This window comes from Mycobacterium sp. NGS24 (genome assembly GCF_059813065.1).
In genome coordinates this window covers 41,177-64,327 of record NZ_JCALDW010000025.1, presented here as the reverse complement: position 1 = coordinate 64,327, position 23,151 = coordinate 41,177, and the positions used below count along the sequence as shown (strand labels likewise).

At 66.7% G+C, this 23,151-nt stretch carries 20 protein-coding genes; 12 read left to right on the top strand and 8 right to left on the bottom strand.

Annotated elements, in window-relative coordinates; translation table 11 throughout:
- Nucleotide 1 precedes the first annotated feature (1 nt).
- From AC5Y6Y_RS23485 to AC5Y6Y_RS23465, 5 genes are read left to right on the top strand one after another with little or no spacing between them, the layout of a single operon-like run.
- On the top strand, nt 2-1,129 hold the full coding sequence (locus tag AC5Y6Y_RS23485; protein ID WP_473139830.1) for an MCE family protein: 1,128 nt from the start codon (nt 2-4) through the stop codon (nt 1,127-1,129).
- Nucleotides 1,126-2,130: an MlaD family protein gene (locus AC5Y6Y_RS23480; protein WP_473139829.1), complete on the top strand. Its 1,005-nt coding sequence runs from the start codon at nt 1,126-1,128 to the stop codon at nt 2,128-2,130. Before AC5Y6Y_RS23485 ends, AC5Y6Y_RS23480 begins: the two co-directional genes overlap by 4 nt.
- A complete protein-coding gene (locus AC5Y6Y_RS23475; protein WP_463828591.1) occupies nt 2,127-3,092 on the top strand; it encodes an MlaD family protein in 966 nt (321 codons plus the stop codon). Before AC5Y6Y_RS23480 ends, AC5Y6Y_RS23475 begins: the two co-directional genes overlap by 4 nt.
- A complete protein-coding gene (locus tag AC5Y6Y_RS23470) occupies nt 3,089-3,763 on the top strand; it encodes a hypothetical protein (protein ID WP_463828592.1) in 675 nt (224 codons plus the stop codon). The genes AC5Y6Y_RS23475 and AC5Y6Y_RS23470 overlap by 4 nt, the downstream gene beginning before the upstream one ends.
- 52 nt (nt 3,764-3,815) lie before the next feature.
- Nucleotides 3,816-4,643, top strand: a complete 828-nt coding sequence (locus tag AC5Y6Y_RS23465; RefSeq protein ID WP_473139828.1) for a CHAD domain-containing protein — start codon at nt 3,816-3,818, stop codon at nt 4,641-4,643.
- 59 nt (nt 4,644-4,702) lie between these two features.
- Here the strand turns inward: AC5Y6Y_RS23465 and AC5Y6Y_RS23460 are convergent, their stop codons facing one another.
- Nucleotides 4,703-5,167, bottom strand: a complete 465-nt coding sequence (locus AC5Y6Y_RS23460; RefSeq protein WP_463828594.1) for a hypothetical protein — start codon at nt 5,165-5,167, stop codon at nt 4,703-4,705.
- 107 nt (nt 5,168-5,274) lie between these two features.
- Nucleotides 5,275-8,379 carry a Kelch repeat-containing protein gene (locus AC5Y6Y_RS23455; protein ID WP_473139827.1) on the bottom strand — a complete coding sequence of 1,035 codons (3,105 nt, stop codon included), beginning with the start codon at nt 8,377-8,379 and terminating at the stop codon, nt 5,275-5,277.
- 125 nt (nt 8,380-8,504) lie between these two features.
- Here AC5Y6Y_RS23455 and AC5Y6Y_RS23450 point away from each other — a divergent pair, with 125 nt between their 5' ends.
- Nucleotides 8,505-9,353 (top strand): arylamine N-acetyltransferase family protein, encoded by an 849-nt coding sequence (locus AC5Y6Y_RS23450; RefSeq protein WP_473139826.1) that lies wholly within the window; start codon nt 8,505-8,507, stop codon nt 9,351-9,353.
- Here AC5Y6Y_RS23450 and AC5Y6Y_RS23445 read toward each other — a convergent pair.
- The 5 genes from AC5Y6Y_RS23445 to fadD3 are packed head-to-tail and all read right to left on the bottom strand — an operon-like array spanning nt 9,318 to nt 15,043.
- Nucleotides 9,318-10,484, bottom strand: coding sequence for a pyridoxal phosphate-dependent aminotransferase (locus tag AC5Y6Y_RS23445; RefSeq protein ID WP_473139825.1), 1,167 nt, complete (start codon nt 10,482-10,484; stop codon nt 9,318-9,320). The two genes, AC5Y6Y_RS23450 and AC5Y6Y_RS23445, sit on opposite strands and share 36 nt — an antisense overlap.
- Nucleotides 10,481-11,431: an acyl-CoA dehydrogenase IpdE2 gene (gene ipdE2, locus AC5Y6Y_RS23440; protein ID WP_473139824.1), complete on the bottom strand. Its 951-nt coding sequence runs from the start codon at nt 11,429-11,431 to the stop codon at nt 10,481-10,483. The genes AC5Y6Y_RS23445 and ipdE2 overlap by 4 nt, the downstream gene beginning before the upstream one ends.
- Entirely contained in the window at nt 11,428-12,369 is a 942-nt protein-coding gene (locus AC5Y6Y_RS23435; protein WP_473139823.1) for an acyl-CoA dehydrogenase family protein, read from the bottom strand. Before AC5Y6Y_RS23435 ends, ipdE2 begins: the two co-directional genes overlap by 4 nt.
- Nucleotides 12,370-12,377: 8 nt before the next feature.
- A complete protein-coding gene (locus AC5Y6Y_RS23430) occupies nt 12,378-13,514 on the bottom strand; it encodes an acyl-CoA dehydrogenase family protein (protein WP_463828600.1) in 1,137 nt (378 codons plus the stop codon).
- Nucleotides 13,514-15,043, bottom strand: a complete 1,530-nt coding sequence (gene fadD3 / locus AC5Y6Y_RS23425; protein ID WP_473139822.1) for a 3-((3aS,4S,7aS)-7a-methyl-1,5-dioxo-octahydro-1H-inden-4-yl)propanoate--CoA ligase FadD3 — start codon at nt 15,041-15,043, stop codon at nt 13,514-13,516. Before fadD3 ends, AC5Y6Y_RS23430 begins: the two co-directional genes overlap by 1 nt.
- A 103-nt stretch (nt 15,044-15,146) precedes the next feature.
- Here fadD3 and ipdE1 point away from each other — a divergent pair, with 103 nt between their 5' ends.
- On the top strand, nt 15,147-16,295 hold the full coding sequence (gene ipdE1 / locus AC5Y6Y_RS23420) for an acyl-CoA dehydrogenase IpdE1 (protein ID WP_473139821.1): 1,149 nt from the start codon (nt 15,147-15,149) through the stop codon (nt 16,293-16,295).
- Nucleotides 16,292-17,080: a (5R,7aS)-5-hydroxy-7a-methyl-1-oxo-2,3,5,6,7,7a-hexahydro-1H-indene-carboxyl-CoA reductase gene (gene ipdF, locus AC5Y6Y_RS23415; protein WP_499930491.1), complete on the top strand. Its 789-nt coding sequence runs from the start codon at nt 16,292-16,294 to the stop codon at nt 17,078-17,080. The genes ipdE1 and ipdF overlap by 4 nt, the downstream gene beginning before the upstream one ends.
- 25 nt (nt 17,081-17,105) lie before the next feature.
- On the opposite strand, the gene AC5Y6Y_RS23410 is transcribed toward ipdF, so the two are convergent.
- On the bottom strand, nt 17,106-18,719 hold the full coding sequence (locus AC5Y6Y_RS23410) for a PPE family protein (protein WP_499919319.1): 1,614 nt from the start codon (nt 18,717-18,719) through the stop codon (nt 17,106-17,108).
- 341 nt (nt 18,720-19,060) lie between these two features.
- On the opposite strand from AC5Y6Y_RS23410, the gene AC5Y6Y_RS23405 reads away from it, so the two are divergent.
- The 4 genes from AC5Y6Y_RS23405 to AC5Y6Y_RS23390 all read left to right on the top strand — a co-directional run bounded on the left by AC5Y6Y_RS23405 (nt 19,061) and on the right by AC5Y6Y_RS23390 (nt 23,061).
- A complete protein-coding gene (locus AC5Y6Y_RS23405) occupies nt 19,061-20,197 on the top strand; it encodes a hypothetical protein (RefSeq protein ID WP_473139820.1) in 1,137 nt (378 codons plus the stop codon).
- A gap of 56 nt (nt 20,198-20,253) precedes the next feature.
- Nucleotides 20,254-20,856: a TetR family transcriptional regulator KstR2 gene (kstR2, locus tag AC5Y6Y_RS23400; protein WP_463828605.1), complete on the top strand. Its 603-nt coding sequence runs from the start codon at nt 20,254-20,256 to the stop codon at nt 20,854-20,856.
- Between the two features lies 1 nt (nt 20,857).
- Nucleotides 20,858-22,018 carry a steroid 3-ketoacyl-CoA thiolase FadA6 gene (gene fadA6 / locus AC5Y6Y_RS23395; protein ID WP_473139819.1) on the top strand — a complete coding sequence of 387 codons (1,161 nt, stop codon included), beginning with the start codon at nt 20,858-20,860 and terminating at the stop codon, nt 22,016-22,018.
- 182 nt (nt 22,019-22,200) lie between these two features.
- Complete coding sequence (locus AC5Y6Y_RS23390) at nt 22,201-23,061, top strand: type IV toxin-antitoxin system AbiEi family antitoxin (RefSeq protein WP_473139818.1); 861 nt, start codon at nt 22,201-22,203, stop codon at nt 23,059-23,061.
- The last annotated feature ends 90 nt before the right edge of the window (nt 23,062-23,151 follow it).

Genomic DNA, 23,151 nt, shown 5'->3' with positions numbered 1-23,151 from the left:
TATGACGAAGAAGTCCGCCTGGATCGGGGCCGCCGCTGTAGTCCTGGTGGCCGTTGTCGCCGTCGTCACCGGCGCCACGATGGTGGCGCCCACCACCAGGACGTTGTGCGCGGAATTCACTGATGCCGTGGGGCTTTATCCGGGGAACAAGGTGCAACTGCTGGGCGTCGATGTGGGTTCGGTGACCAGGATCACCAACACAACCGACCACGTCCAGGTCGACTTCACCGTACCGGGCGACCTCGACCTGCCGGCCGACGTCGGCGCGCTCACCTATTCTCAGTCGATCGTCGCCGACCGGCACGTCGAACTCACCAAACCGTACGCTGCCGGGCCGAAATTCGCCGGCTCGCAGTGCATCCGGCTGGAGTCCACTAAAACACCGATCAGCGTGAGCCAAACCTTCTCTGCCGTGGACAAACTCGCCGGTGCGGTGTTGGGAACGTCCCCGGGCCAGGATCCGATGCATGCGCCGGGTGCTGAGGCGATCAACGAGAGTCTGGGTGCGCTGAGTCGCTCGTTGGAGGGCACCGGGCCGGGAATCAACCAGACCTTGCGCGATCTGGTCACTCTGATCGGCGACCCCAACCACGCCGATGCCGAATATCGCCAATTGCTGTCCAACAGCGAGGTTCTCACCTCCGATCTGCTGCAGCACTGGGACACCTTGGCCGGTGTGCTGCAGACACTGCCGGAGAGCCTGCGGATGATCGAAGGTCTGTCGACCGGGTTCGGTACGGCGCTGGCCCACCTTGCGCATTCGTTGCCGTTATTGGTCGATGCGTTGAATCGGTTCGGCCCCAGGGCCTACAACAACATCGGAGACAAGCTGATCCCGTGGCTGCGTGATGTGCTCACCGCCTACACCCCGCAGATCGTCGGTCTCATCAACGCTCTGCCGCCGATCACCAATTGGATTGCGACGCAGTACCGGCCGGCCTGGGGAACCCACAATGTCACCTACCTGCCACCACAGGTGTCGGTGTCGCCGGCACAGGCCGACGCCATTTGCAGCGTGTTGCAGCAGCGCAGGACACCGGGCGCTGAGGTGGCCTGTGCGCCCGGCGCCACCTCCGAGGCGGCCGCTCTGGGGCTGACCGATCTGCTGCTCGGGGCGGCGGTCTCGTGAAGCGGCGGATCCTGACGGTGTTGGCGTGCACGGTGATCGGCCTGTTGCCAGGTTGCTCGCTGGACCCGAGCCGATTGCCGGTGCCCGGCGCCTTTGTGCCGGAGGACAAGTACACCATCAAGATCGAGTTCTCCAGCGTGCTGAATCTGCCGGCCAGAGCCAAAGTCGATCTGGGCGGAGTGCAGGTGGGAGTCCTGGACCGGGTCCGGTTGGTGGGCCGCACCGCGGTGGCCTACGTCGAACTCGACAAGAACATCAGGGTGCCGAAGAACACCCGGGCCGAGTTGCGTCAGGCAACGGTGTTGGGAGACATCTACATTGCGCTGTTACCGGAGCAGAATCCGGCCGCTGCCGCACTGCACGATGGCGACACCATACCGCTGCGCAACACCGTCCCCGCCGACAATATCGAGGACGTGTTGCGATCGGTGTCCACCCTGGTCTCCGGCGGCTCGCTCGGCACGCTCGAAGAATCCGTCGTCAACTTCAACACGGCGTTCTCCAAGGACCCGGCCGAGTTGGACCGGATGCGCGACAAACTCGCCGCAATGCTGCACGACCTGGCAACCAACCAGGGCACTATCGACGAAATCCTGACCGGGACGCAGCGGGTCAGCGCCGAACTACTGGCCGACACCGGGGCATTCGACCGGTTGATCAACGAAGGACCGGTACGACTGCGAGCGATGTCGGCGGTGTTGCCCGGCATCGTTGCGCTGCTGGTCTGCGCCCAGGATCTCGGTCGCTACGGGGGACAGTTGTTGGTCCCCAACACCCCCGACCTCCTGCAGATGCTGTCCTACATCACCCCGACGGTGCGGACCATCGCCTCGGCCGATATCACCTTGCCTGCCATGGCCGACAAGATGATCGCTCTGATCCGCGACCGCCTGATCCCGTTCTACAGCAGTGGTGGGCCCAGGCTCAGCGTGTCGGTCACCCCCAGAACTCGCGCGGACGAGGCGATCTCAGTGCTGCAGTCGATGGGGATGCTGCCATGAAGTTCAACGCCGTTGTCACCTCAGCGATCCTCGCGGTCGCGACGCTGCTGGGTGCGGGGTATTTGACGTTCGGTGTGCTCGGCGCCGATCCGACGGCCCAGCCGTGCCGGCTCACCCTGTTGCTGGACAACTCCGGTGGCCTGATGCCCACCTCGCAGGTGACCATGCGTGGCATCCGGGTCGGCAGGGTGGCCGGAATCCACACCACCGCAAGCGGATTGACGGTGTCAATTGATCTGGATCGCCATCATCCGATTCCGGCCGACAGTGGGATCAGTATCCAAAACCTGTCGCTGGTCGGCGAACAGTACATCGACTTCACACCCAAGCGCCTCGCCCCGCCGTACTTCAGCGACGGTACGGTGATCCCACCCGGCCGGGTGGCCGCCGCGGTTACGGTCAGTGATCTGCTCAACAAGGCCAATGCGCTGCTCTCGGTGCTCAATCCGACTTACGTCAACACCATCGTCAGCAACGTGTCGGAGGCGTTCGCCGGTAACGATGCCGCCGTCGACTCGCTGGCGGCCACCGCGGCTGCGGCCGCGAACATGGAGAGCGCGAACAAGCAGGAGCTGTCCACGCTGTTCGGCAATCTTGCGACGCTGACCGACAACCTCAGGGATCAGGATGTCGGCGGCGTGCTGAGTCGCAGCGGCAGGTTGCTGCCCGGTTCGTTGCTCGCACTGGCGCGGCTGACCCGAGATGTGGACGCCTACGCCCACACCGGGGACGGCGCCTTCGCCCCGGGCGCTCCCATTCCCACCCTGGTGGCCAACCTCAAGCAGTACCTCGAGATGTTGTCGGGGCCGTTGAGTACCTTCGCTGCGGCATTGGAGCCGGCGACCGCGCCGTTGCGCGGATTCAAGGTCGACGCTGGGCATTTCGTCGACATTTGGGAATCCACTTTCACCGATGCGGGCGCGGTCCGCGTTCAGGTGACCGTCCCGGAAGGACACCGATGAGTACCGTGACCGAGGAGATCGTCGAGGACGTCGCTGACACCACGGCCGATGAGGTCGAGGAGTCGGGGGTGCCCGCCGCGCGGCCGCGGCCGCAGCCGCAGCAGAGAAGAGTGCGCAGGTGGATGCTGGTCGTCGCGGTCGCTGCGGTGGCGGTGGCCGGATGGCTCTGCTTCGACAAGTACCGAGCGGTGTCCGCTCAGCTGGCCGGGATGCGGCACAGCGCGGCCGATCGGGATGCCGCGGCCAACCTGGCCCGGGACTATGCGCTGAAATCGCTGACGTACACCTTCGAGGACCCCGACGCCTTCTTCCGCTCGGTCGAGGATGGGGTGTCGCAGTCGTTGAAGGACAAGTACGTCAACGCGAGCGAACTGCTCAGGGGGATCATGACGCAGGCGCAGGTCACATCGTCCGGCGAGGTACTCGCCACCGACGCCGTGGCCCAGCCCGGGCAGGTCTACCAGGTGGTGGTGTCCGCTGCGCAGACCACCCGCAACGTGCAGAATCCGAAGGCGCGGGTATCGGTCATCCTGCTGCAGGTCACGGTCAACAAAGCCGGCGACAAGTGGCAGGTATCCGATATCGGCCCGAAGACCGGCACTCACCTTGCCGCTGACCCGGCGGGTCCGGTGGGTCCGGGTCCGGGTCCGGGTCCGATGCCGGGTCGGTGAGGTCGGTCCGGCCGCAGGTTTGACCGGTGCGCGACTGGAAATGCGGTGGGGTATGCCCGGAAAACATGCCACCAACGCCCTTGTCGGATATCTGAGCACCCAGATCGACGCGGTGCTGGCCGGTGACACCGGTCTGCGCAGCGGGGCAGATCCCATCCACGACACCCGGGTGGCGATCCGGCGGCTGCGCAGCACGTTGCGCGTCTTCAGCAAGGTGCTGGACGGTTCCGCGATCGGCGAGCTGGACGGGGAACTGAAGTGGTTCGCGGGCCTGCTCGGCGAGGTCCGCGACTGCCAGGTTCAGCTCGGCCGGTTTGCCGCGGCAATCGACGAGCTTCCCGCAGAGCTGGTGCTGGGTCCGGTCAAGTCACGGATCCGCAATGACCTCAAGGCCGTCGAGCTACCCGCCCGCACCCGGGTGCGCGAGGCGATGGAATCCGACCGGTATGCGGCCCTGCTGTCGGCGTTGCTCGATATGCGGGCCAAACCACCTCTAGCACAAGATATTTCATCAAAGACGCTGCAGCAGCGGGCGCGCCGGGCACAGCGTAAAGCGAACCGCCGGCTGGCATCTGCGGTGCGACAGGGGTCGGGGGAGTCGTTGCACCGAGCGCGCAAGGCCGCCAAGCGGGCCCGGTACGCCGCTGAACTGTGCCGGCCGTTGGACAAGTCGGCGAAGCGCACCGTCAAGCGCTACAAGCGCATTCAGTCGATACTGGGCGATCATCAGGACGCGGAGGTGGCCACCGGGGTGCTGCGTCGAATGGCGGTCTCGGCAGGGACCACCGCCGGCGAGAACGGCTTCACCTACGGGTTGTTGTACGCGCGCGAGCGGCAGGTCGCCGCCGAGTCCCGGCGGGCGGTCAAGCCGCATGGGTAACGCTGCTGCGAAAGGAGTTTGGAGGGAGTTTTCGCAGCAGCGTTACTTGACCGGGGAGTTCAGTTGCGGGCCCCACGGAAATGCTCGTCGTCCTGGTAATTTCCGGATTCGCCGGCCCACGCCTCTGCACCGGTCGCCGCGGTGCGATCGGTGCGGGCTGCGTCCGGCTGCTCTACGCCGCCGGTCGGGTGCAGCTGCTCGGCGCGCTGCCACTGCTCGTCGAGTTTCTCGCGCGAGGTGGCCGCTTCGCTCTGGTGGGCGGCGGCGCGGTCCTGCAGTCGGGCCGCCTCGGCGGCTTTCGCCTCCGCCTCGGCCTGCGCCGCGCGCGCCTTGGCCGCAGTCTCTTCGGCGAGCGCCTCGCGCCGCTCCACCCGCGAAGTCTCCACCCGGGCCTGCTCGCGGATCTCCTCGGCCTGCTGCACGCGGCGGCGGCGTCTGGCCCTGGCCGCGAGGGCGGCGATCAGCGCGATCAAAGCGATGATTACCAGTGCGGCGATCACAATCCGGACGGTGTTGTCACTCATGATCAGCTCCGTTGCTCGATCGATCTGCGGTGGTGTGGGCGAACGTCTGTAACGAGTCCCCATATTCCACAGAGCTAAAACAAGCGAACGCCGCACCCGGAATGGTGCTAATTGAAGTCGAGGGCCTCGACGGTCGCGGTGCCGCCTTCGTGGGAGGGGCGATTCGCCCCACCGATGACGTAGATGGTGTGGCCCACCGCGGCCACCGCCTCACCGTGCCGCGGGGTCGGCATCGGGGTCAGCGTCGACCATTTCGCCTCGGCCACGTCATAGGCCTCGACGACGGCCAGCACCTGGGTCGGTTCTTCGCCGCCCACGGCGACCACCCGCCCGTCGATGAACGTGGCGCCGTAGCTTCCGCGCGGTGTCGGCATCTCGACCAGCTTGGCCCAGCTCCCGGCTGCCGGGTCGAACCGCTCCAACGCCGCGGAATTCTTGTCGGCAGACAGGAACCGCCCACCGACGGCGTAGACGTAGGTGCCGTCCGACACCGCGGCCAGGTGCTCGCGCGGGGTCAGCATGTTGGCGGAGTCTTTCCACGACGTACCGTCGAAGACCTCGGTCTGGGGCACCAACTGCTTGGCGCTCTGCCCGCCCATCACGACGAGCTTGTCGCCGACCACCGCGGCCGCCGGTGCCGCCCGCGAATGGGTCAGGCTGGGTAACTCGACCCAGTTGTTGCCGCGCAACGCGAAGACCTTATTGGATGCGTCCGCGATGTTGTCGCTCGCGCCGCCCAGCACGATCACCTCACCCCGATACGTGGCCGCAGCCGCATGGTGCAGCGGTATCGGCAACGGAGGTCCGGTTTCCCAGACGCCGGTGCTCGGTTGGTAACTCTCGACGGTGGTCAGCACGCCGCCGTTGTACAGGCCGCCCATCAGCCAGATCTTGTCGTTGAGCACCGTCCACGCCATCATCAGCCGGGGGCTCTTGGCCGGGGGCAGGGTGCGCCATTGGGCCGCGGGTTGCGTCTTGCGAGCCGGCAAGGTCAGCGACTCCGCCGTGGACACCACCTGCTGATCTGTGGCGTCGGTCGACCCGCCGATCGCGTACACCGTCTTGGCCACCGCCGCGACCGCCATGCCGTGCCGGGCCGACGCCATGTCGGGCAGGTTGTCCCAAGACTTGGCGGTCAGGTCGAACACGGACACGCTCTTGAGCACCTGACCACCGGACAAACCGCCGGCGGCCACCAGACGTCCATCGGCGATGGCCACCCCCAGGTCACTCCGCGGCTGCGGCAGCGACGGCAGCGTGGTCCAGGTCTTGGCATCCGGGTCGTAGGCCTCGACGGCGGCCGAATCGGTGCCTGCACTGGCTCCGCCGACCACGTACATCAGCTTGCCGTCCGAGGCGGCGGCGGGCAGCTGCCGCGGCGTCGGAAGGGGGGTGCCCAGGATCCAGGAGTTGCCGTCGAAAATCTCGGTGGTGCTCACCAGTGCGCCGTTGGCGTCCACACCGCCGGCGACGATGATGCGGTCGCCGATCACTACCGCGGCCGCGGCCGCCCTGGGCTGCAACATCCGCGGCAGCTCCACCCAGTGGCTGTTGACTACACGCCAAACCTGGTCGCTGGCAACGGGTTTCGCGCCCGTCGTCTTCCAGCCGCCAAGTATCACCGGATTGCCCTGCCAGGTCACTGCCGAGGCACGCTGAATCGGGACGGGAAGGTCGTCGCCACCCTTCCATTCGTCGACGGCCGGGTCGTAACCCTCGTGCCGGGCGGTGACCGTGCCGTTGCTGCCGACGCCGCCGAAGATCCATATCGTGCCGTCGGACTGCGTGGTCGCTGCGGCATCGCGCGCGATGCGCGCATTGGTGATCGATTTCCACTGCACCGGCGCCTGGGTCGGCGGGTGGGACGACGCGTTCTCGTGTTTCTCGGCCTGGGGAAGCGCGATCAGGACGATGCCGGCGACCAACAGCAACGCCGCGGCAACCGCGGCCGCTATCAGCAGGCGGCGCTTGTTGGAACCCGGCGGCCCGAATCGTCCCGCCGTGCCGGCCGGTTCAGGGCGGTGTGGTGGCGGCGTGCCGCCGGTGCCGGCCGGCGGTTGGGCAGGTGCGGCGTTCGCGGTCCGCAGCACCTGCGCGGCCTCGGAAAACTCGTCCCGGCCAGGGTCGCCCTGGGATGTGGGGGGCTGACCGATGAACGACGTCGGCCCGTCCTGGCGTGGGATCTGCCGGGTCGGCGAATGCATGTTCGACGTGTCCGGGCTGGGCGGCGGAGTCTGCCGGGTATCGCCGGTCGCGCCCGGCGGGGTCACCGACACGCCCGGGGTCAGTATTGCGGTGCGCCCGGTACCGTCCGGCGCGCTGGTGATGGCCATCGCGTCGGGCTTCAGGCCGTTGGCGCGCTGCGCGGCTTGCAACTCGCGTCCGAACGCCTCCGCCGACGACGGGCGTTTCGCGGGCTCGATCGACATTGCGTGCTCTATCGCCGCGCACACCGAGTCGGGGATTCCTTCGGGGCGCAGATCCGGGACGCCGCTGGAACTGATGCGCAGATACTGGGCGATGAGGTCTTCGCCCTTCCTGCGCTCGTGTGCGGCATTGCCTGCGATCAGCGCGAAGATGGTGGCGCCGAGCGAATAGACATCGGAGACGACGGTCGCCTGGTTGCCGGTCATCACCTCTGGCGCGGTGTAGTCGATGGTGCCGGAGAAGAATCCCGTTGCGGTCTCGTAGCCACCCTCGATACGGGCGATGCCGAAATCGCTCAGTTGCGGTTCGCCGTAATCGTTGATCAGCACGTTCGCCGGCTTGATGTCGCGGTGCAACGTGCCGTTGCGGTGGGCGGTTTCCAGTGCCCCGCAGAGCTTTACACCGATCCGCAGCGCCTCGGGCCACGGAGTCGCACCCTCGTTGTGCAAACGTACCGCCAGGGAATCCGCGGCGTGATAGGGCATTACGATGTAGGGCCGGTTGCTGGTGGTGACCCCTACCCGCAGGATGTGGACGATATTCGGGTGGCCGGACAATCCGCCCATCGCGTAGCCCTCGCGCAGGAAGCGTTCCTGACTCTCCTGGTCGAAGGAAGACGGCAGCACTTTGACCGCAACGCTTCTTCCCAACGCCGTCTCCGAACAGCGGTAGATGACACCGGCGCCGCCGCGTCCGACCTGCTGCGCGTCTTCGAAGCCGGCCGCTGCCAACTCCGCAACGATCCCGCTGGCTGCCGCGCCCTCGGTAGGGGAGTCTTCAGGCATATCTCGGCGTTTCCCCTTCGCGGCGTTGGATGATGCGCGAGGTCAACAGTAGCGAACCAGTTCCTTGCGTAGGTACCGTTCCGGCAACTATCGCCCGGGAGGGTCGTGGGGGCCACAATGGCGGCATGGCACTGGATCTGACCGCGTACTTCGAGCGCATCGACTACCGCGGCGCTGCTGAGCCGACCCTGGAGGTCCTCGAACGGTTGATCGCCTCCCACACCCGGGCAATCCCGTTCGAGAACCTGGATCCGTTCCTGGGTGTGCCCGTGGACGACCTGAGCCCCGCGGCACTGGCTGACAAGCTCGTCCACCGGCGTCGCGGCGGTTACTGCTACGAGCACAACGGCTTGCTGGGATATGTGTTGGCCGACCTGGGTTTCAAGGTGCGCCGCCTGACCGGACGGGTGATTTGGATGAGGGCTCCGGACGCCCCGATCCCGGCGCAGTCCCACACCGTCCTGGCGGTGACCTTCCCCGGCTGCGCCGGCCCCTACCTCGTCGATGTCGGCTTCGGTGGCCAGACGCCCACCTCGCCGCTGCGGTTGCTGACCGGCGGTGCGCAGCAGACCAGGCACGAGCCGTACCGTCTGCAGGACGGCGGCGACGGACTCGTCCTGGCGGCCCGGCTGCGCGACGAGTGGCAGCCGTTGTACGAGTTCGCCACGAAGACCCGGCCGCCGATCGATCTGACGGTCGGAAGCTGGTATGTCTCGACGCATCCGTCGTCGCACTTCGTCACCGACTTGATGGCGGCCCGAGTCACCGAGGAGGGGCGGATGAACCTGGGCGGGCGCACGCTGGTCATCCACCGGCCCGGCGGCACCGAGAAGATCGACCTCGACGACGCGGCAGCGGTGGTGGACACCCTCGCCGCCGATTTCGGGATCAACCTCGGCGACCTGGACCGGGCCGCTCTCGAGGCCCGCATCGACGCGCTACTGGCGCGGGAGCCACGAACCGAGCCGGCGTAACGCCTCTTCGACGTCGCCGGTCGGTCCGGCGAACGACAGCCGGACGAAGGAGCTGCCCCGTGCCGGGTCGAAGTCGATACCCGGTGCGATCGCAACACCGGTGTCGCTCAACAATTTCGAACAGAACCGCAGCGAGTCGGCAGTGAAGTCGGAGACGTCGGCGTAGACGTAGAACGCACCGTCGGTCGGGGCCAGCCGGTCGAGGCCGATGCCGCGCAGTCCGTCGAGCAGCAGCGCGCGGTTCACCGCATAGTGCTGCAGATTCGTCTCGGCCTCAGCGGTCGATTCCGGGGTGAACGCCGACACCGCGGCGGTCTGCGACAACACCGGCGGGCAGATGCTGAAGTTGCCGGTCAGACAGTCGACTGCGCGGCGCAGTTCGGCCGGCACCAGCAGCCAGCCCAACCGCCAGCCCGTCATCGCGTAGTACTTGGAGAAACTGTTGACCACCACGGCATTTCGCGAGGTCTGCCAGGCCGAACTGGTCTGCGGCGCCCCGTCGTACACCAACCCGTGGTAGACCTCGTCACTGATCAACCGCACGCCGGTGTCGTCACACCAGGATGCGATCGCCGCGAGTTCCTCCGGCGGGATCACGGTGCCGGTCGGGTTGGCCGGACTGGCGACGATGACGCCCTGCACCGGCGGGTCCAGCGCGGCCAGCATCTGGGCAGTGGGCTGGAACCGGGTCTCGGGTCCGCACGGGATCTCGACCACTTCACATCCCAACGCCGACAGGATGTTTCGGTAGCAAGGGTACCCGGGACCGGCCATCGCGACCCGGTCGCCCACGTCGAAGCAGGCCAGAAACGCCAGCAGGAAGCCACCCGAGGATCCCGTGGTGACGATCACCGCATCCGGCTCAACCGAAATACCGTGACGCACTTGATAATCTGCCGCTATCGCGGCCCGCAGCTCGGGAATGCCCAGCGCAACGGTGTAACCCAACTGGTTGCGATGCAAGGCCGCGGCGGCCGCGGCGCGCACCGGTTCCGGGGCACCCACGCTGGGTTGGCCGGCCGACAGATTCACCAGGTCGCCGTGCGTGCGCTGGCGCTCGGCGGCCGCCAGCCAGACATCCATCACGTAGAACGGTGGGATGCCTGCGCGCAGCGCGACGTGCCGGGTCACGATGCCGGCAGAACTTCGGATTCCAAGCCGCGCAGAATGTCTCGCGTAGTGCTCAGCAACTGCGCACTGCCGTGGGCGCGTTTGAAGTACAGATGCATATCGTGTTCCCAGGTGATCGCGATCCCACCGTGCAGCTGAATAGCCTCGGCCGCCACCATGTTCAGCGCCTCGGTCGCGGCCAGTCTGGCCGTGGCGGCATTGACGGGTGTGGGCTGGTCGCATGCCTCGTTGACGACGGCCTTCGCGGCGGCGACGGTGACGTACAGGTCCGCCATCCGGTGCTTGAGCGCCTGGAAGCTGCCGATCGGGCGGCCGAATTGCACGCGGCTCTTGGCATATTCGACGGTCAGGTCCAGACACCGCTCGGCAGCACCGATCTGCTCGGCCGCCAGCAGAATGGCCGCGAAGTCCGCCAGACCCGGATCGGCACCCAGGTCGGCGGTGTCCGTGGGGGTCAGGCGCGCCAGTCGGCGAGTCAGATCCATGGTCGTCACCGGTTCCGCGCTGAACTCGGTCCACCTGCTCACCCGGCCGTCGGCGGCGGCCACGACGACGTCGGCGACGTCACCGTTGACCACGTAGTCCGGGTCGAGCACCAGCGCCCCGATCGAGCTGCCGTCGGCCAGCGCCGCCAGCGTCTCGGCATCGGGTTCTGCCGCGGCCAGCAGCGCGAGCTCGGCCAGGGTGGTACCCCACAGCGGGGACGGCACCAGCGCGCGGCCCAGCTCCTGCAGCACCGTGGCGGCATCCGCCAGTTCGCCGCCCGCGCCGCCGAGTTCGTCCGGGACGACCAGCGCGGCTGCGCCGACCTGCTCGCACAACAACTGCCACAGCGACTCGTCGTAACCTCGTTCGGACTCGATCGCCGCCCGCACGGCGGCCGGGCCGGCGTGCTTGCCCACCAGTGCGGCGACGGTGTCGCGCAACATCTCGCGTTCTTCGGTCATAACGCCTCCAGCACTCGTCGCCGGTGCGATCGCGGTGTACCCCAGGCCGATCGCAACGCCTGCACCCGCAACAACAACAGCGATAGGTCGTGCTCCTGAGTGAAACCGATGGCACCGTGGGTCTGCAACGCCGAGCGTGCGGCCAGCAGACCAGCCTCGGCCGCTGCCGCTTTGGCCGCGCTGACGTCGCGGGGCTGCATCGACAGCGCCGCGCCGTACACCAGCGGCCGGGCCAGTTCGACCGCGATGTGCACGTCGGCAAGCTTGTGCTTGATCGCCTGATACGAGCCGATCACACGGCCGAACTGGGACCGCTGTTTGGCGTAGTCCACGCTGCCGGCCAGCAACGCCTCAGCCGCACCGACCAGCTGCGCCGCGGTGGCCAGCGCGCCGAACTCGAAGGCCCGGTCGACATCCGCCGGCCAGGCGTCCCCGGTGGCCGTGACGTCGAACAAGCGACGGCTGGGGTCCACGGACTCGTGGCGTCCGCCGGGGGTCGCTTCGCTGACGTCTTGGTCCACCATCAGCACCAGCTCGGCGACGTCGGCGTCGACCGCCCGCGGCACCTGTGGCGGCAGCGCGACGGTGGCGATCAACTCGCCGGCGGCCAGCCGGGCGGAGCGCTCGGCTTGAGCATCGCAGGCAAGCAATACCGGTGCGACGGCGATGGATTCGGTGACCGGGCCGGGCACACACCAGCGTCCGAGGCGCTCACACGCCACCACCAGATCGACCGGCGATGCGTCGATGCCGTCGTACTTCTCCGGCACCATCAGCGCGGTGACGCCGATGTTGGCCAGTTGCTCCCACACCTTCAAGCCGGGTTTGGCATCGCCTGCGGCCCAGGCGCGCACCGCGCCCGGGAGGTCCGCGGCGCCCAGGGCGGCGTCGATGCTCGCGGCGAAGTCACGCTGCTGTTCGTCGAGGATGAATTCCATTGGCGTTTCTACCCCTTCTTTTCTCGAGGCAGGCCGAGCAGGCGTTCGGAGATGATGTTGCGCTGAATCTCGTTGGTGCCGGCGTAGATCGGGCCGCCGAGGGCGAACAACAGGCCTTCGGTCCACGGTCCGGCCAGTTCGCCGTCGGCGGCGCGCAGATCGAGTGCGGTCTGGTGCAGTTGCACGTCCAGGTCGGACCAGAACACCTTGGTGACAGACGACTCCGCGCCCAGTTCGCCTCCCGCGGCCAGCCGGGTGACGGTGCCGAAAGTCTGCAGCCGGTAGGCCTGCGCCTTGATCCAGCCGTCGGCGACCCGGTCGGCGAACTCCGGTGGTGCGCCGCTCTCCTTCCACAGCTGCACCAGCCGTTCGGCGGCGGCCAGGAACCGGGCCGGGCTGCGCAGCGACATGCCCCGTTCGTTGCTCGAGGTGCTCATCGCGACGCGCCAGCCGTCGTTGGGCGTGCCGATCACGTCCTCGTCGGCAACGAAAACGTCGTCGAGGAAGATCTCGCCGAATCCGGTGTCACCACCCAGTTGGACGATCGGGCGTACCGTCACGCCCGCGGCCTTGAGGTCGAACATGAAGTAGGTCAGCCCTTGATGGCGCTGGGATTGCGGATCGGAGCGGAACAATCCGAATCCCATCTCGGCGAACGGCGCGCGGGAGCTCCAGATCTTCTGCCCGTTGAGCAACCAGCCGCCGTCGGTCCGCGTCGCGGTCGACCGCAACGACGCGAGGTCGCTGCCGGACTCGGGCTCGGACCAGGCTTGTGCCCAGATCTGTTCGCCGCTGGCCATTTTCGGCAGAATGCGGTCCAGCTGCGCTGCGGTGCCGTGCGAGAACAGCGTGGGTGCCAGCATCGAGGTGCCGTTGGCGCTGGCCCGGCCGGGTGCTCCGGCCCGGAAGTACTCTTCCTCGTAGACGACCCAGTGCAGCAGTGGGGCGTCGCGGCCGCCGTACTTCTCCGGCCAGGTGATCACCGACAAACCGGCATCGAACAGCACTTTGTCCCAAATGCGATGTTGGGCAAAGCCTTCGGCGTTGTCGTAGGACTTCGTCGGGATCGAGTCGCGGTTGGCGGCCAGGAAATCGCGCACCTCGGCCTGAAACTCCTGGGTCTGTTCGTCCAGTTCTAGATCCATCACGTCATCTCTCGCAGTTGTGGTTTGACCACCTTGCCGCCTGGGTTGCGCGGCAACGCGTCGACGAACCGCACCGAGCGCGGTATTTTGAAATTCGCCAAATGCGCACGGGTGTAGGCGATTACCGACTCCTCATCCAGATCGGCACCGGGCCGCGTCACAACGAAGGCGCGGCCCACCTCACCGAGTCGCCGGTCAGGGATCCCGATGACGGCGGCGTCGGCGATCCCGTCCATGCGGGCCAACACCTGTTCGACTTCGGCCGGATAGACGTTGAACCCGCCACAGATGTACATGTCCTTGAGCCGGTCGGTGATGCGCAGGTTGCCGGCGTCATCAACGGTGCCGATGTCGCCGGTGTGCAGCCAGCCGTCGGCGTCGATCGCGGCCGCGGTCGCCGTCGGATCGTCGAGGTAGCCCAGCATCACGTTGGGACCGCGCAGCAACACTTCACCGCTGTCGTCGATGCGTAGCTCGAAGTCGGCGAACGGGCGCCCACAGGTGGTCGCCACGGTCACCGCGTCGTCCTCAGGCCGGCAGGCGGTGCCCATGCCGTTGGCTTCGGTCAGGCCGTACGCGGTCAGCACGATGTCGATGTCGAGTTCGGACTGCATGCGTTCCACCAGCACCACCGGAACGGTCGCCGCGCCGGTCACCGCGAACCGCAGCGAACTCAGGTCGTAGTCGGCGCGGGCCGGGTGGTCGAGCAGCACCTGATAGATGGTCGGCGGCCCGGGCAACACGGTGATGCGGTGCCGCTCGATGGCCTGCAGCGTGCGCAGCGGATCGAAGGTCAGGTGCGGGATCAGCGTCGCGCCGGTCTGCAGACAGGCCAGGATGCCCGCCTTGTAGCCGAAGTTGTGGAAGAACGGGTTGATGCACAGATAGCGGTCCGCGCTGGTGATCTTGCCGTTGGCCGCCCACGCTGCCGATGCCGCCAGCGACTGCCGGTGCGCGCACAGCACACCTTTGCTGCGGCCGGTGGTCCCGGAGGTGAACAGGATGTCGCTGACGTCGTCGGGTGTGACGGCCGAGGCACGCCCGGCTGCCTCGCGGACCGCCGCGGGGTCGTCACCGTGGGCGACGAATTCCGCCCAGGTGCCGTCGGACTCGTCGATCCCGATGCGCACGATGTGACGCAGCGCGGGCAGTGCCGCACGATCGAGATCCGCGGTTCGGTCAGTGCCCAGGAAGCGGCCGGCGGCGAACAACACCGGAGCGTCGGTGCGGGCCAGTATGTCGGTGGCTTCCTCGGCGGTGTAGCGCGTGTTCAGCGGCACCATCGCGGCGCCGACGTGGTGAATGGCCAGGCAGGCCACCACCCAGTGCCAGGTATTGGGCGACCAGATGGCTACCCGGTCCTTCGGTGCCACACCCAGGGTCACCAGTGCCGCGGCCGCCCGGCGCACTTCGTCCCGCAGGGCGGTCGCGGTGAAGCTGCGGTCGTCGGTGATCAGCGCGTCGTGATCGGGGTAGCGGCGGGCAAGGTCGTCCAGCGCCGCCGGTATGGTCCGGGGATCGCTGGTCATCGACGCTCCTGTATCGATTGCCCGCCTGCTCAGCACACGGCCGCATCGCGGGCTGCGTCGCCAGGCTAACAAAGCAAGTGCTTGGTAGGTTAGCCTACAGGTTATGCAGGACGTCGAAGAGTTCCGGGCCGAGGCACGGCAGTGGCTCGCCGACAATCTGGTCGGCGAATTCGCAGCACTCAAGGGACTCGGCGGTCCGGGACGCGAACACGAAGCGTTCGAGGAACGCCGAGCCTGGAACCAGCATCTGGCCGCGGCGGGCCTGACATGTCTGGGCTGGCCGGTCGAACACGGGGGCCGGGGACTGTCGACCGCGCACCGGGTGGCGTTCTACGAGGAGTACGCGCTGGCCAACGCCCCGGACAAGGTCAATCACTTCGGCGAGGAACTGCTGGGTCCGACCCTGATCGCGTTCGGCACTCCCGAGCAGCAGCAACGCTTCCTGCCGCGCATCCTCGACGTCACCGAATTGTGGTGTCAGGGTTACTCCGAGCCGGGCGCCGGCAGCGATCTCGCCAACGTCGCGACCACCGCCGAGCTGGACGGCGACCACTGGGTGATCAACGGCCAGAAGGTCTGGACCTCACTGGCGCACTTGTCGCAGTGGTGTTTCGTGGTGGCCCGCACCGAGAAAGGCTCCAAACGCCACGCCGGGTTGTCGTATCTGCTGGTGCCGTTGGATCAGCCCGGTGTGGAGGTGCGGCCAATCATCCAGATCACCGGCACCGCGGAGTTCAACGAAGTGTTCTTCGACGACGCCCGCACCGAGGCGTCGCTGGTGGTTGGTAAGCCCGGCGACGGGTGGCGGGTCGCGATGGGAACGCTCACTTTCGAGCGTGGCGTTTCCACGCTGGGTCAGCAGATCGTCTATGCCCGAGAGCTTTCGAATGTGGCGGAGCTCGCACAGCGCACCGGTGCGGTGGACGACCCGTTCATCCGGGAACGGCTGACCCGGGCCTGGACCGGGCTGCGGGCCATGCGTTCCTACGCCCTGGCCACCATGGATGTGGAGCAGCCCGGTCAGGACAACGTGTCGAAGTTGTTGTGGGCCAACTGGCATCGCAGCCTGGGTGAGCTGGCGATGGATGTGCTGGGCAAGCCGGGACTGACCCTGGCCGACGGTGATTTCGACGAGTGGCAGCGGTTGTATCTGTTCACCCGCGCCGACACCATTTACGGCGGATCCAACGAGATCCAGCGCAACATCATCGCCGAGCGGGTGCTCGGCCTGCCTCGGGAGGTTAAAGGGTGAGCTTGGCCGAAGCGCCGAAAGAGATTGCCGGACACGGACTGCTGGACGGCAAGGTCGTGGTGGTGACCGCCGCTGCCGGCACCGGCATCGGATCGTCCACCGCGCGCCGGGCACTCGTCGAGGACGCCGACGTGCTGGTCTCCGATCACCACGAACGGCGCCTGGGTGAGACAGCGGACGAGTTGACGGCGCTGGGGCTGGGCCGGGTCGAGCATGTCGTGTGCGACGTGACGTCCACCGCGCAGGTCGACGCGCTGATCACCACGGCGACAGCGCGATTCGGTCGGCTCGATGTGCTGGTGAACAACGCCGGACTGGGTGGTCAGACGCCGGTGGCCGATATGACCGACGAGGAATGGGACCGCGTCCTGGACGTATCGCTGACGTCGGTGTTCCGCGCCACCCGGGCGGCGTTGCGGTACTTCCGCGACGCGGACCACGGTGGCGTGATCGTCAACAATGCCAGCGTGTTGGGCTGGCGGGCGCAGCACTCGCAGTCGCACTACGCCGCCGCGAAAGCCGGTGTCATGGCGTTAACCCGTTGCAGCGCAATCGAAGCCGCCGAGTACGGAGTGCGGATCAATGCGGTCTCGCCCAGCATTGCGCGGCACAAGTTCCTGGACAGGACGTCGTCTGTGGAACTGCTGGACCGGCTGTCCGCCGGGGAGGCATTCGGGCGCGCTGCGGAGCCGTGGGAGGTGGCCGCCACCATCGCATTCCTGGCCAGCGACTACTCGAGTTACCTGACCGGGGAAGTGATTTCGGTCTCCAGTCAGCACCCCTGAACCGTGGCGCCGCTCTCGGGCGTCGTCAGAACGGGGTGTTCAGCAGTCCGGCGATGCTGAACAGGCCCGCCATTTGCGAACCCATATTCCATAACCCGGTGGTGAAGCCGCTGACGAGGTCCGAGTTCGGTTCGGGTACCGCGGCATTGAAGAAGCCGGAGACGCGGCCGTTCTCACCCAGCATGGGGTCTGCTCCGCCCGCCGAGTTGAAGAAGCCCGACATGCTGCCGTTCACCAATCCGCCGGAGGCCCTGTTGTTGAAGCCACTGACGTTCAGACCCGTATTACCGAATCCCGAGGTGGCTGCGCCACTATCGGTGATAACCCCGACGCCGGTGTTGGCGTTGCCGGCATTGAAGAATCCGGTGTTGGTGTTGCCCGAGTTTCCGTCGAAGGTGTTGTAGTCGCCGGAATTGTCCATCCCCGTGTTGAGTACGCCCGCGTTCGCGAAACCGGTGTTCAATCCGCCGGAGTTACCGAAGCCCGTATTCAATACGCCTGAGTTGCCGATGCCGAAGTTTCCGCTCGCCGAGTTTCCGAAACCGATGTTGCCGAAGCCGGAATTGCCGATGCCCAGGTTGCTCAGACTGCCCGGGGCGTAAGGGTTGCTGCCCGTGTTGAACAGGCCGACGTTGCCGCTGCCGGAATTGAAGAAGCCGATGTTGTTGGATCCTGAGTTGCCGAAGCCGATGTTGCCGCTGCCGGAGTTCAGGCCGTGGAAGGTGAACTGTCCGGTGGACAGGTTGTAGTACGCATTGCCGATGCCGATCAGTCTGTTGCCGTCGAGGCCGAAACCGATGTTGTACTCGCCGTTGTTACCGGCGCCGATGTTGGCGGTGCCGTTGTTGCCGAAACCGAAATTGAAGTTGCCCCAGTTACCGGCGCCGGCGTTGCCGCCTTTGTCAAAACCGACACTGAGATTCCCGAGTCCGAAATTGCCCGCGCCGGTGTTCCCGAAGCCGACGTTGCGGTCGCTGTAGTTTCCGCCGCCGATGTTCGCGTTGCCGTTGTTGCCCCCGCCGACGTTCGAGTTGCCTCGATTGCCGTTGCCGAAGTTGCCGGCACCGGTGTTGCCGCTGCCGACGTTGCCGCTGCCTCGATTGCCGACGCCCAGGTTGAAATCCTGCGCACTGGCCACAAGCCGGCCGATACCGGGCAGTTCCGACAGCGTCTGCTGCCAGGACGACAGCTGTGCGACCGCCGCGGACGCAGCGCCGTGGTAGCCGAGCATCGCGGTGACGTCGGCGGCCCAGAACTCCTGGTAGATTCCCTCGACTGCCGCGATGGCCGGAGCGTTGAGCCCGAAGATGTTGGAGCGGAACAGGTTCAGCATGGTGTTGCGATTTGCTGCGATCAGCTGGGGATCGACGGTGGCCGCCTTGGCCGCTTCGAAAGCACTTGCCACCGCGGTAGCTTGGGCGGCCGCGACGGTCGCCTGTGCCGATGCCGAGTTCAGGAGCGTCGTGTACTGAGCCGCCTTGGCGGCCATGGCGATAGCTGCCGGACCGTGCCATACCTGTCCGGCCAGGTTGGCGGTCACCGAGCCGAAAGATTCCGCGGCGGAGCCCAGTTCGTCGGCCAGTCCGCACCATGCGGTGGCCGCTTCCAGCATCGGCGCCGCTCCCGCTCCGGCGAACATCCGCAGTGAATTGATCTCCGGCGGCAACGTCAGGTACAACACGATTCCGGCCCTTCCTGTGTCGGAGCAACTGTGGACTGACTGAGCAAAATTCGACCCGGGAGAACATACGACGCGACGAACGGATTGTGTGGTGTTTCGCGGAATTGGCGCCGCCCGGTCGACAATGCGCGACCGAACGTCGCCTCGCACCGTGACGGCCGGCCACCGGCGGCCGGATCGAGCGCGGAATAACCGCAACGAGACGACTTAGGATCAGCCGAGGCCTGGCATCGGTTACGGGCCGTTCAACGGGGGGGATGCACATAGCTGATGAGCAACGCTGGGAAAGAAGGTTTGTGGTGACTACGGGTCCATGGGGCCAGGCCCCAAATCCCGCTGACGGTGCGACCCAGGCCGGTTGGCAGCTGCCGCAGCCCGGGTCCGCGCCGCCGGTGCCGCCCCCTCCGGCGTGGCCGGGGCAGCCGCAGTCGGGCTACCAGCAGTGGCCGTCGGGTCCCCAGCATTTCGGCCAGTTCGGACCACCGGGCCCGCGCAACCGAAAGCCGCTCATCATCGCCCTGAGTGTCGCCGCCGCCGTCGTCGTCGTGGTTGTCGTGTTCGTCGTGATCGCGGTGGTGTCGTCCGGAAGTGACGGCAGATCGGGCAGCGCCGGGGACGCGGTGAAGGGATATCTCGAGGCACTGGCGCGGGGCGACGCGGAGACGGCCCTGAGCTACGGCAGCGATCAGCCGGGGTCGAAGGAATTCCTCACCGACGAAATCCTCAAGAAGCAGATCGCGCATTGGCCCATCACCGACATCAAGATCCTCGGCGACTCCGGCGCGCTGAGTTTCGGCCAGGTTCACGTGAGCGCGAAGTTCGGCGAGAACATCTCCGATGTGACGTTGTCGACCAAGAGGTCCGGCAAGGAATGGAAGATCGATCAAGCGGCGATCAAGATCGACACGGTCAGTTCCGTCGACAACAAGGCGTTCGAGACCTTGACGTTCTTCGGAACCGCGGTCGGCAAGTCGCCGGCGTATGTGTTCCCAGGCTGGGTGAATGCGGGCAGCACCAACGCGAATGTGGCAGTCAAGCTGAAGAAGCCGTACCTGCTCGACAGTCTGTCCACCGGCAGTTTCGGCAGCTTGGATTTCGAGCTGAGCGATTCCGGGCAGTCGGCGATCATGTCAGCCATATCGGCGCAATTGACTCAGTGCACGCGGTCCGCGCAATTGGCGCCGCCCGGCTGCCCACAGCGGGCACGCGATTACGACCTGGTCGACGGCACCGTGGTCTGGGGTAAGCCGGACGTGAGTGGTCTGAGCGTAGCGTTCTTCGACCAATATCATTTGGACGCACGGGTTTCCGGGGACGTCATCTTTCCGCTGACCGCCCAGACCAAGGCCGGCGGGACCAAGTCAGGTCAGGTGCGCTCCTACGTGAGCGCGAAAGCTGACGTGTCGCAGAGCCCACCCGTGGTGACGATGCGCTGACCCCCTCGCGGGGAGGCCCGTTGGCCGAGCAAGCGCTTGGTTGATACGCTGACCCGGTGGAGCGCGTGGCCGGCCAGGCTAACAGCCGCCGCGACGAGTTGTTGGAACTCGCTGCGGTGATGTTCGCCGAGCGCGGGTTGCGTGCCACCACGGTGCGCGACATCGCCGACGGCGCGGGCATCCTGTCCGGCAGCCTGTATCACCACTTCGCCTCGAAAGAGGAAATGGTCGACGAACTGCTGCGCGGCTTCCTGGACTGGCTCTTTCTGCGTTACCGGGAAATCGTCGACAGCGAACCCAACCCGCTGGAGCGGCTCAAGGGCCTGTTCATGGCATCCTTCGAGGCGATCGAGCACCGCCACGCCCAGGTGGTCATCTACCAGGACGAAGCGCAACGGCTGTCGTCGCAGCCGCGGTTCTCCTACCTCGAGGACCGCAACAAACAGCAGCGCAAGATGTGGGTCGACGTGCTGCACCAGGGCATCGAGGAGGGTTACTTCCGGCCCGATCTCGACGTCGACCTGGTCTACCGCTTCATCCGCGACACGACCTGGGTGTCGGTGCGCTGGTACCAACCGGGCGGACCGCTCACCGCCCAGCAAGTCGGTCGGAAATACCTCGCCATTGTGCTGGGCGGGATCGCAAAAGAAGGAGTCTGAAATGGCGGAGGCCTATGTCATCGACGCTGTGCGTACCGCGGTTGGCAAGCGCGGGGGCGCATTGGCCGGGGTGCATCCCGTCGACCTGGGCGCGCTGGGCTGGCGCGGACTGTTCGACCGCAACGACGTCGACCCGGGCGCCGTCGACGACGTGATCGCCGGGTGCGTCGACGCCGTCGGCGGTCAGGCCGGCAATATCGCCCGGTTGTCGTGGTTGGCCGCGGGATATCCCGAAGAGGTGCCCGGCGTCACCGTCGACCGGCAGTGCGGCTCAAGTCAACAAGCTATTTCCTTTGGGGCACAAGCGATCCTGTCGGGTACCGCCGATCTGATCGTGGCCGGCGGCATGCAGAACATGAGTCAGATCCCGATCTCCTCGGCGATGACCGTCGGCGAGCAGTTCGGGTTCACCTCGCCGACCAACGAGTCCAAGCAGTGGCTGCACCGCTACGGCGACCAGGAGATCTCCCAATTCCGCGGCTCCGAACTGATCGCCGAGAAGTGGAACCTCTCGCGCGAGGAGATGGAGCAGTATTCGCTGGCCAGTCACGAGCGTGCCTTCGCGGCCATCCGCGGGGGTAACTTCGACAACGAAATCGTCACCGTGGAAACCGAATCCGGGTCGTTCCGGGTCGACGAAGGACCACGTGAGTCGTCGCTGGAGAAGATGGCGGGGCTGAAGACATTGGTCGAGGGCGGCCGGCTGACGGCGGCGATGGCCAGTCAGATATCCGACGGCGCTTCGGCGGTGCTGCTGGCTTCCGAGCAGGCCGTCAAGGAGCACGGCCTGACCCCGCGTGCGCGCATCCACCACATCAGTACCCGCGGCGCCGACCCGGTGTTCATGCTCACCGGTCCCATCCCAGCCACCCGTTATGCGTTGGAGAAGACCGGGCTTTCCATTGACGACATCGACACGGTCGAGATCAACGAGGCGTTCGCGCCGGTGGTCATGGCGTGGCTCAAGGAGATCAAGGCGGACCCGGAGAAGGTCAACCCGTCCGGCGGCGCGATCGCGCTCGGGCATCCGCTGGGTGCCACCGGAGCCAAGCTGTTCACCACCATGCTGAATACGTTGGAGCGCACCGGCGGTCGGTACGGCCTGCAGACCATGTGCGAGGGCGGCGGCACCGCGAACGTCACCATCATCGAACGGCTGTAGTTTCGCGCGCCCGACCCGGTGGCCCTCCCGCGCGCCCTCCCGCGCCCGCCCGCGTGCCCGCCCTCCCGCGCGAGTGTGCGTCTGGCGACCCTCCACCTGGGTTTTGCGTCGCGATTCGCACTGTCGGCAGGGTTGGGGATGAGTGACTGGCCGCGACCGCAGGGCGGGCGCACGATCCGTCGATGGACTGGCCGTTTCGGGCCGCGGAAGCACTCGCCGCAGGCGCTATCCCGGAGCGCACCATGCGGGCGCTGTATGAACCGGTGTACCCAGGCGTCTACGCCCCCTCCGGTATCAGGCTCAGTGCGCGCCAGCGCGCGCGGGCGGCGTGGCTCTGGTCGCGTCGGCGCGGTGTACTGGCCGGCACGTCCGCATCGGCGCTGCACGGTGCGAAGTGGGTCGGCCCCGAGCTCGACGCAGAATTGGTGCACGACAACCGAAGACCGCCAAAGCGCATCATCGTCCACTCCGACGTCCTGGCGCCCCACGAAACGCTGCTGATTGGAGCGATGGCCGTGACCACCCCGGCACGCACCGCCTTCGACATCGGCCGACGAACACCGAACAGACTTCGGGCCATCGAGCGGATCGATGCTTTGGCGAATGCGACTGATCTGAAGATCACCGACATCGAGGCAGTTATCGCCGAGCATTCCGGCGCACGGGGACTGGCCAGACTTCGGCGGGTGTTGCCGCTCGTCGACAGTGGCGCCGAGTCGCCACCGGAAACGCGGACGCGGTTAGCGATGATCGATGCCGGGTTGCCGGCACCTCAGACGCAGATCGTGGTGCGGGACGAGTTCGGCGACTTCGTGGCCCGGATCGATATGGGCTACAAGGAGTTTCTTGTCGGAGTCGAATACGACGGGTCGCAACACTGGACCGACCCCGCGGTACGCGCGGCGGACGCCGACAAGCAGGTCGCGTTGGCAGATCTGGGGTGGACGATCATTCGGGTCCACAACGACCTACTGCGTTACCGAGAGGGCACGTTCATCTCGCGGGTGTTCGCCGCGATGCATGCCGCTGGTTGGCGGACCTGAATGCCGACTGTGAAATCGCCGACGCAAACCCCAGGTGAAGCGTCGCCGGATGCACAGTCGCGCGGGGAGCGGGGAGGGCCGAGCGGGGAG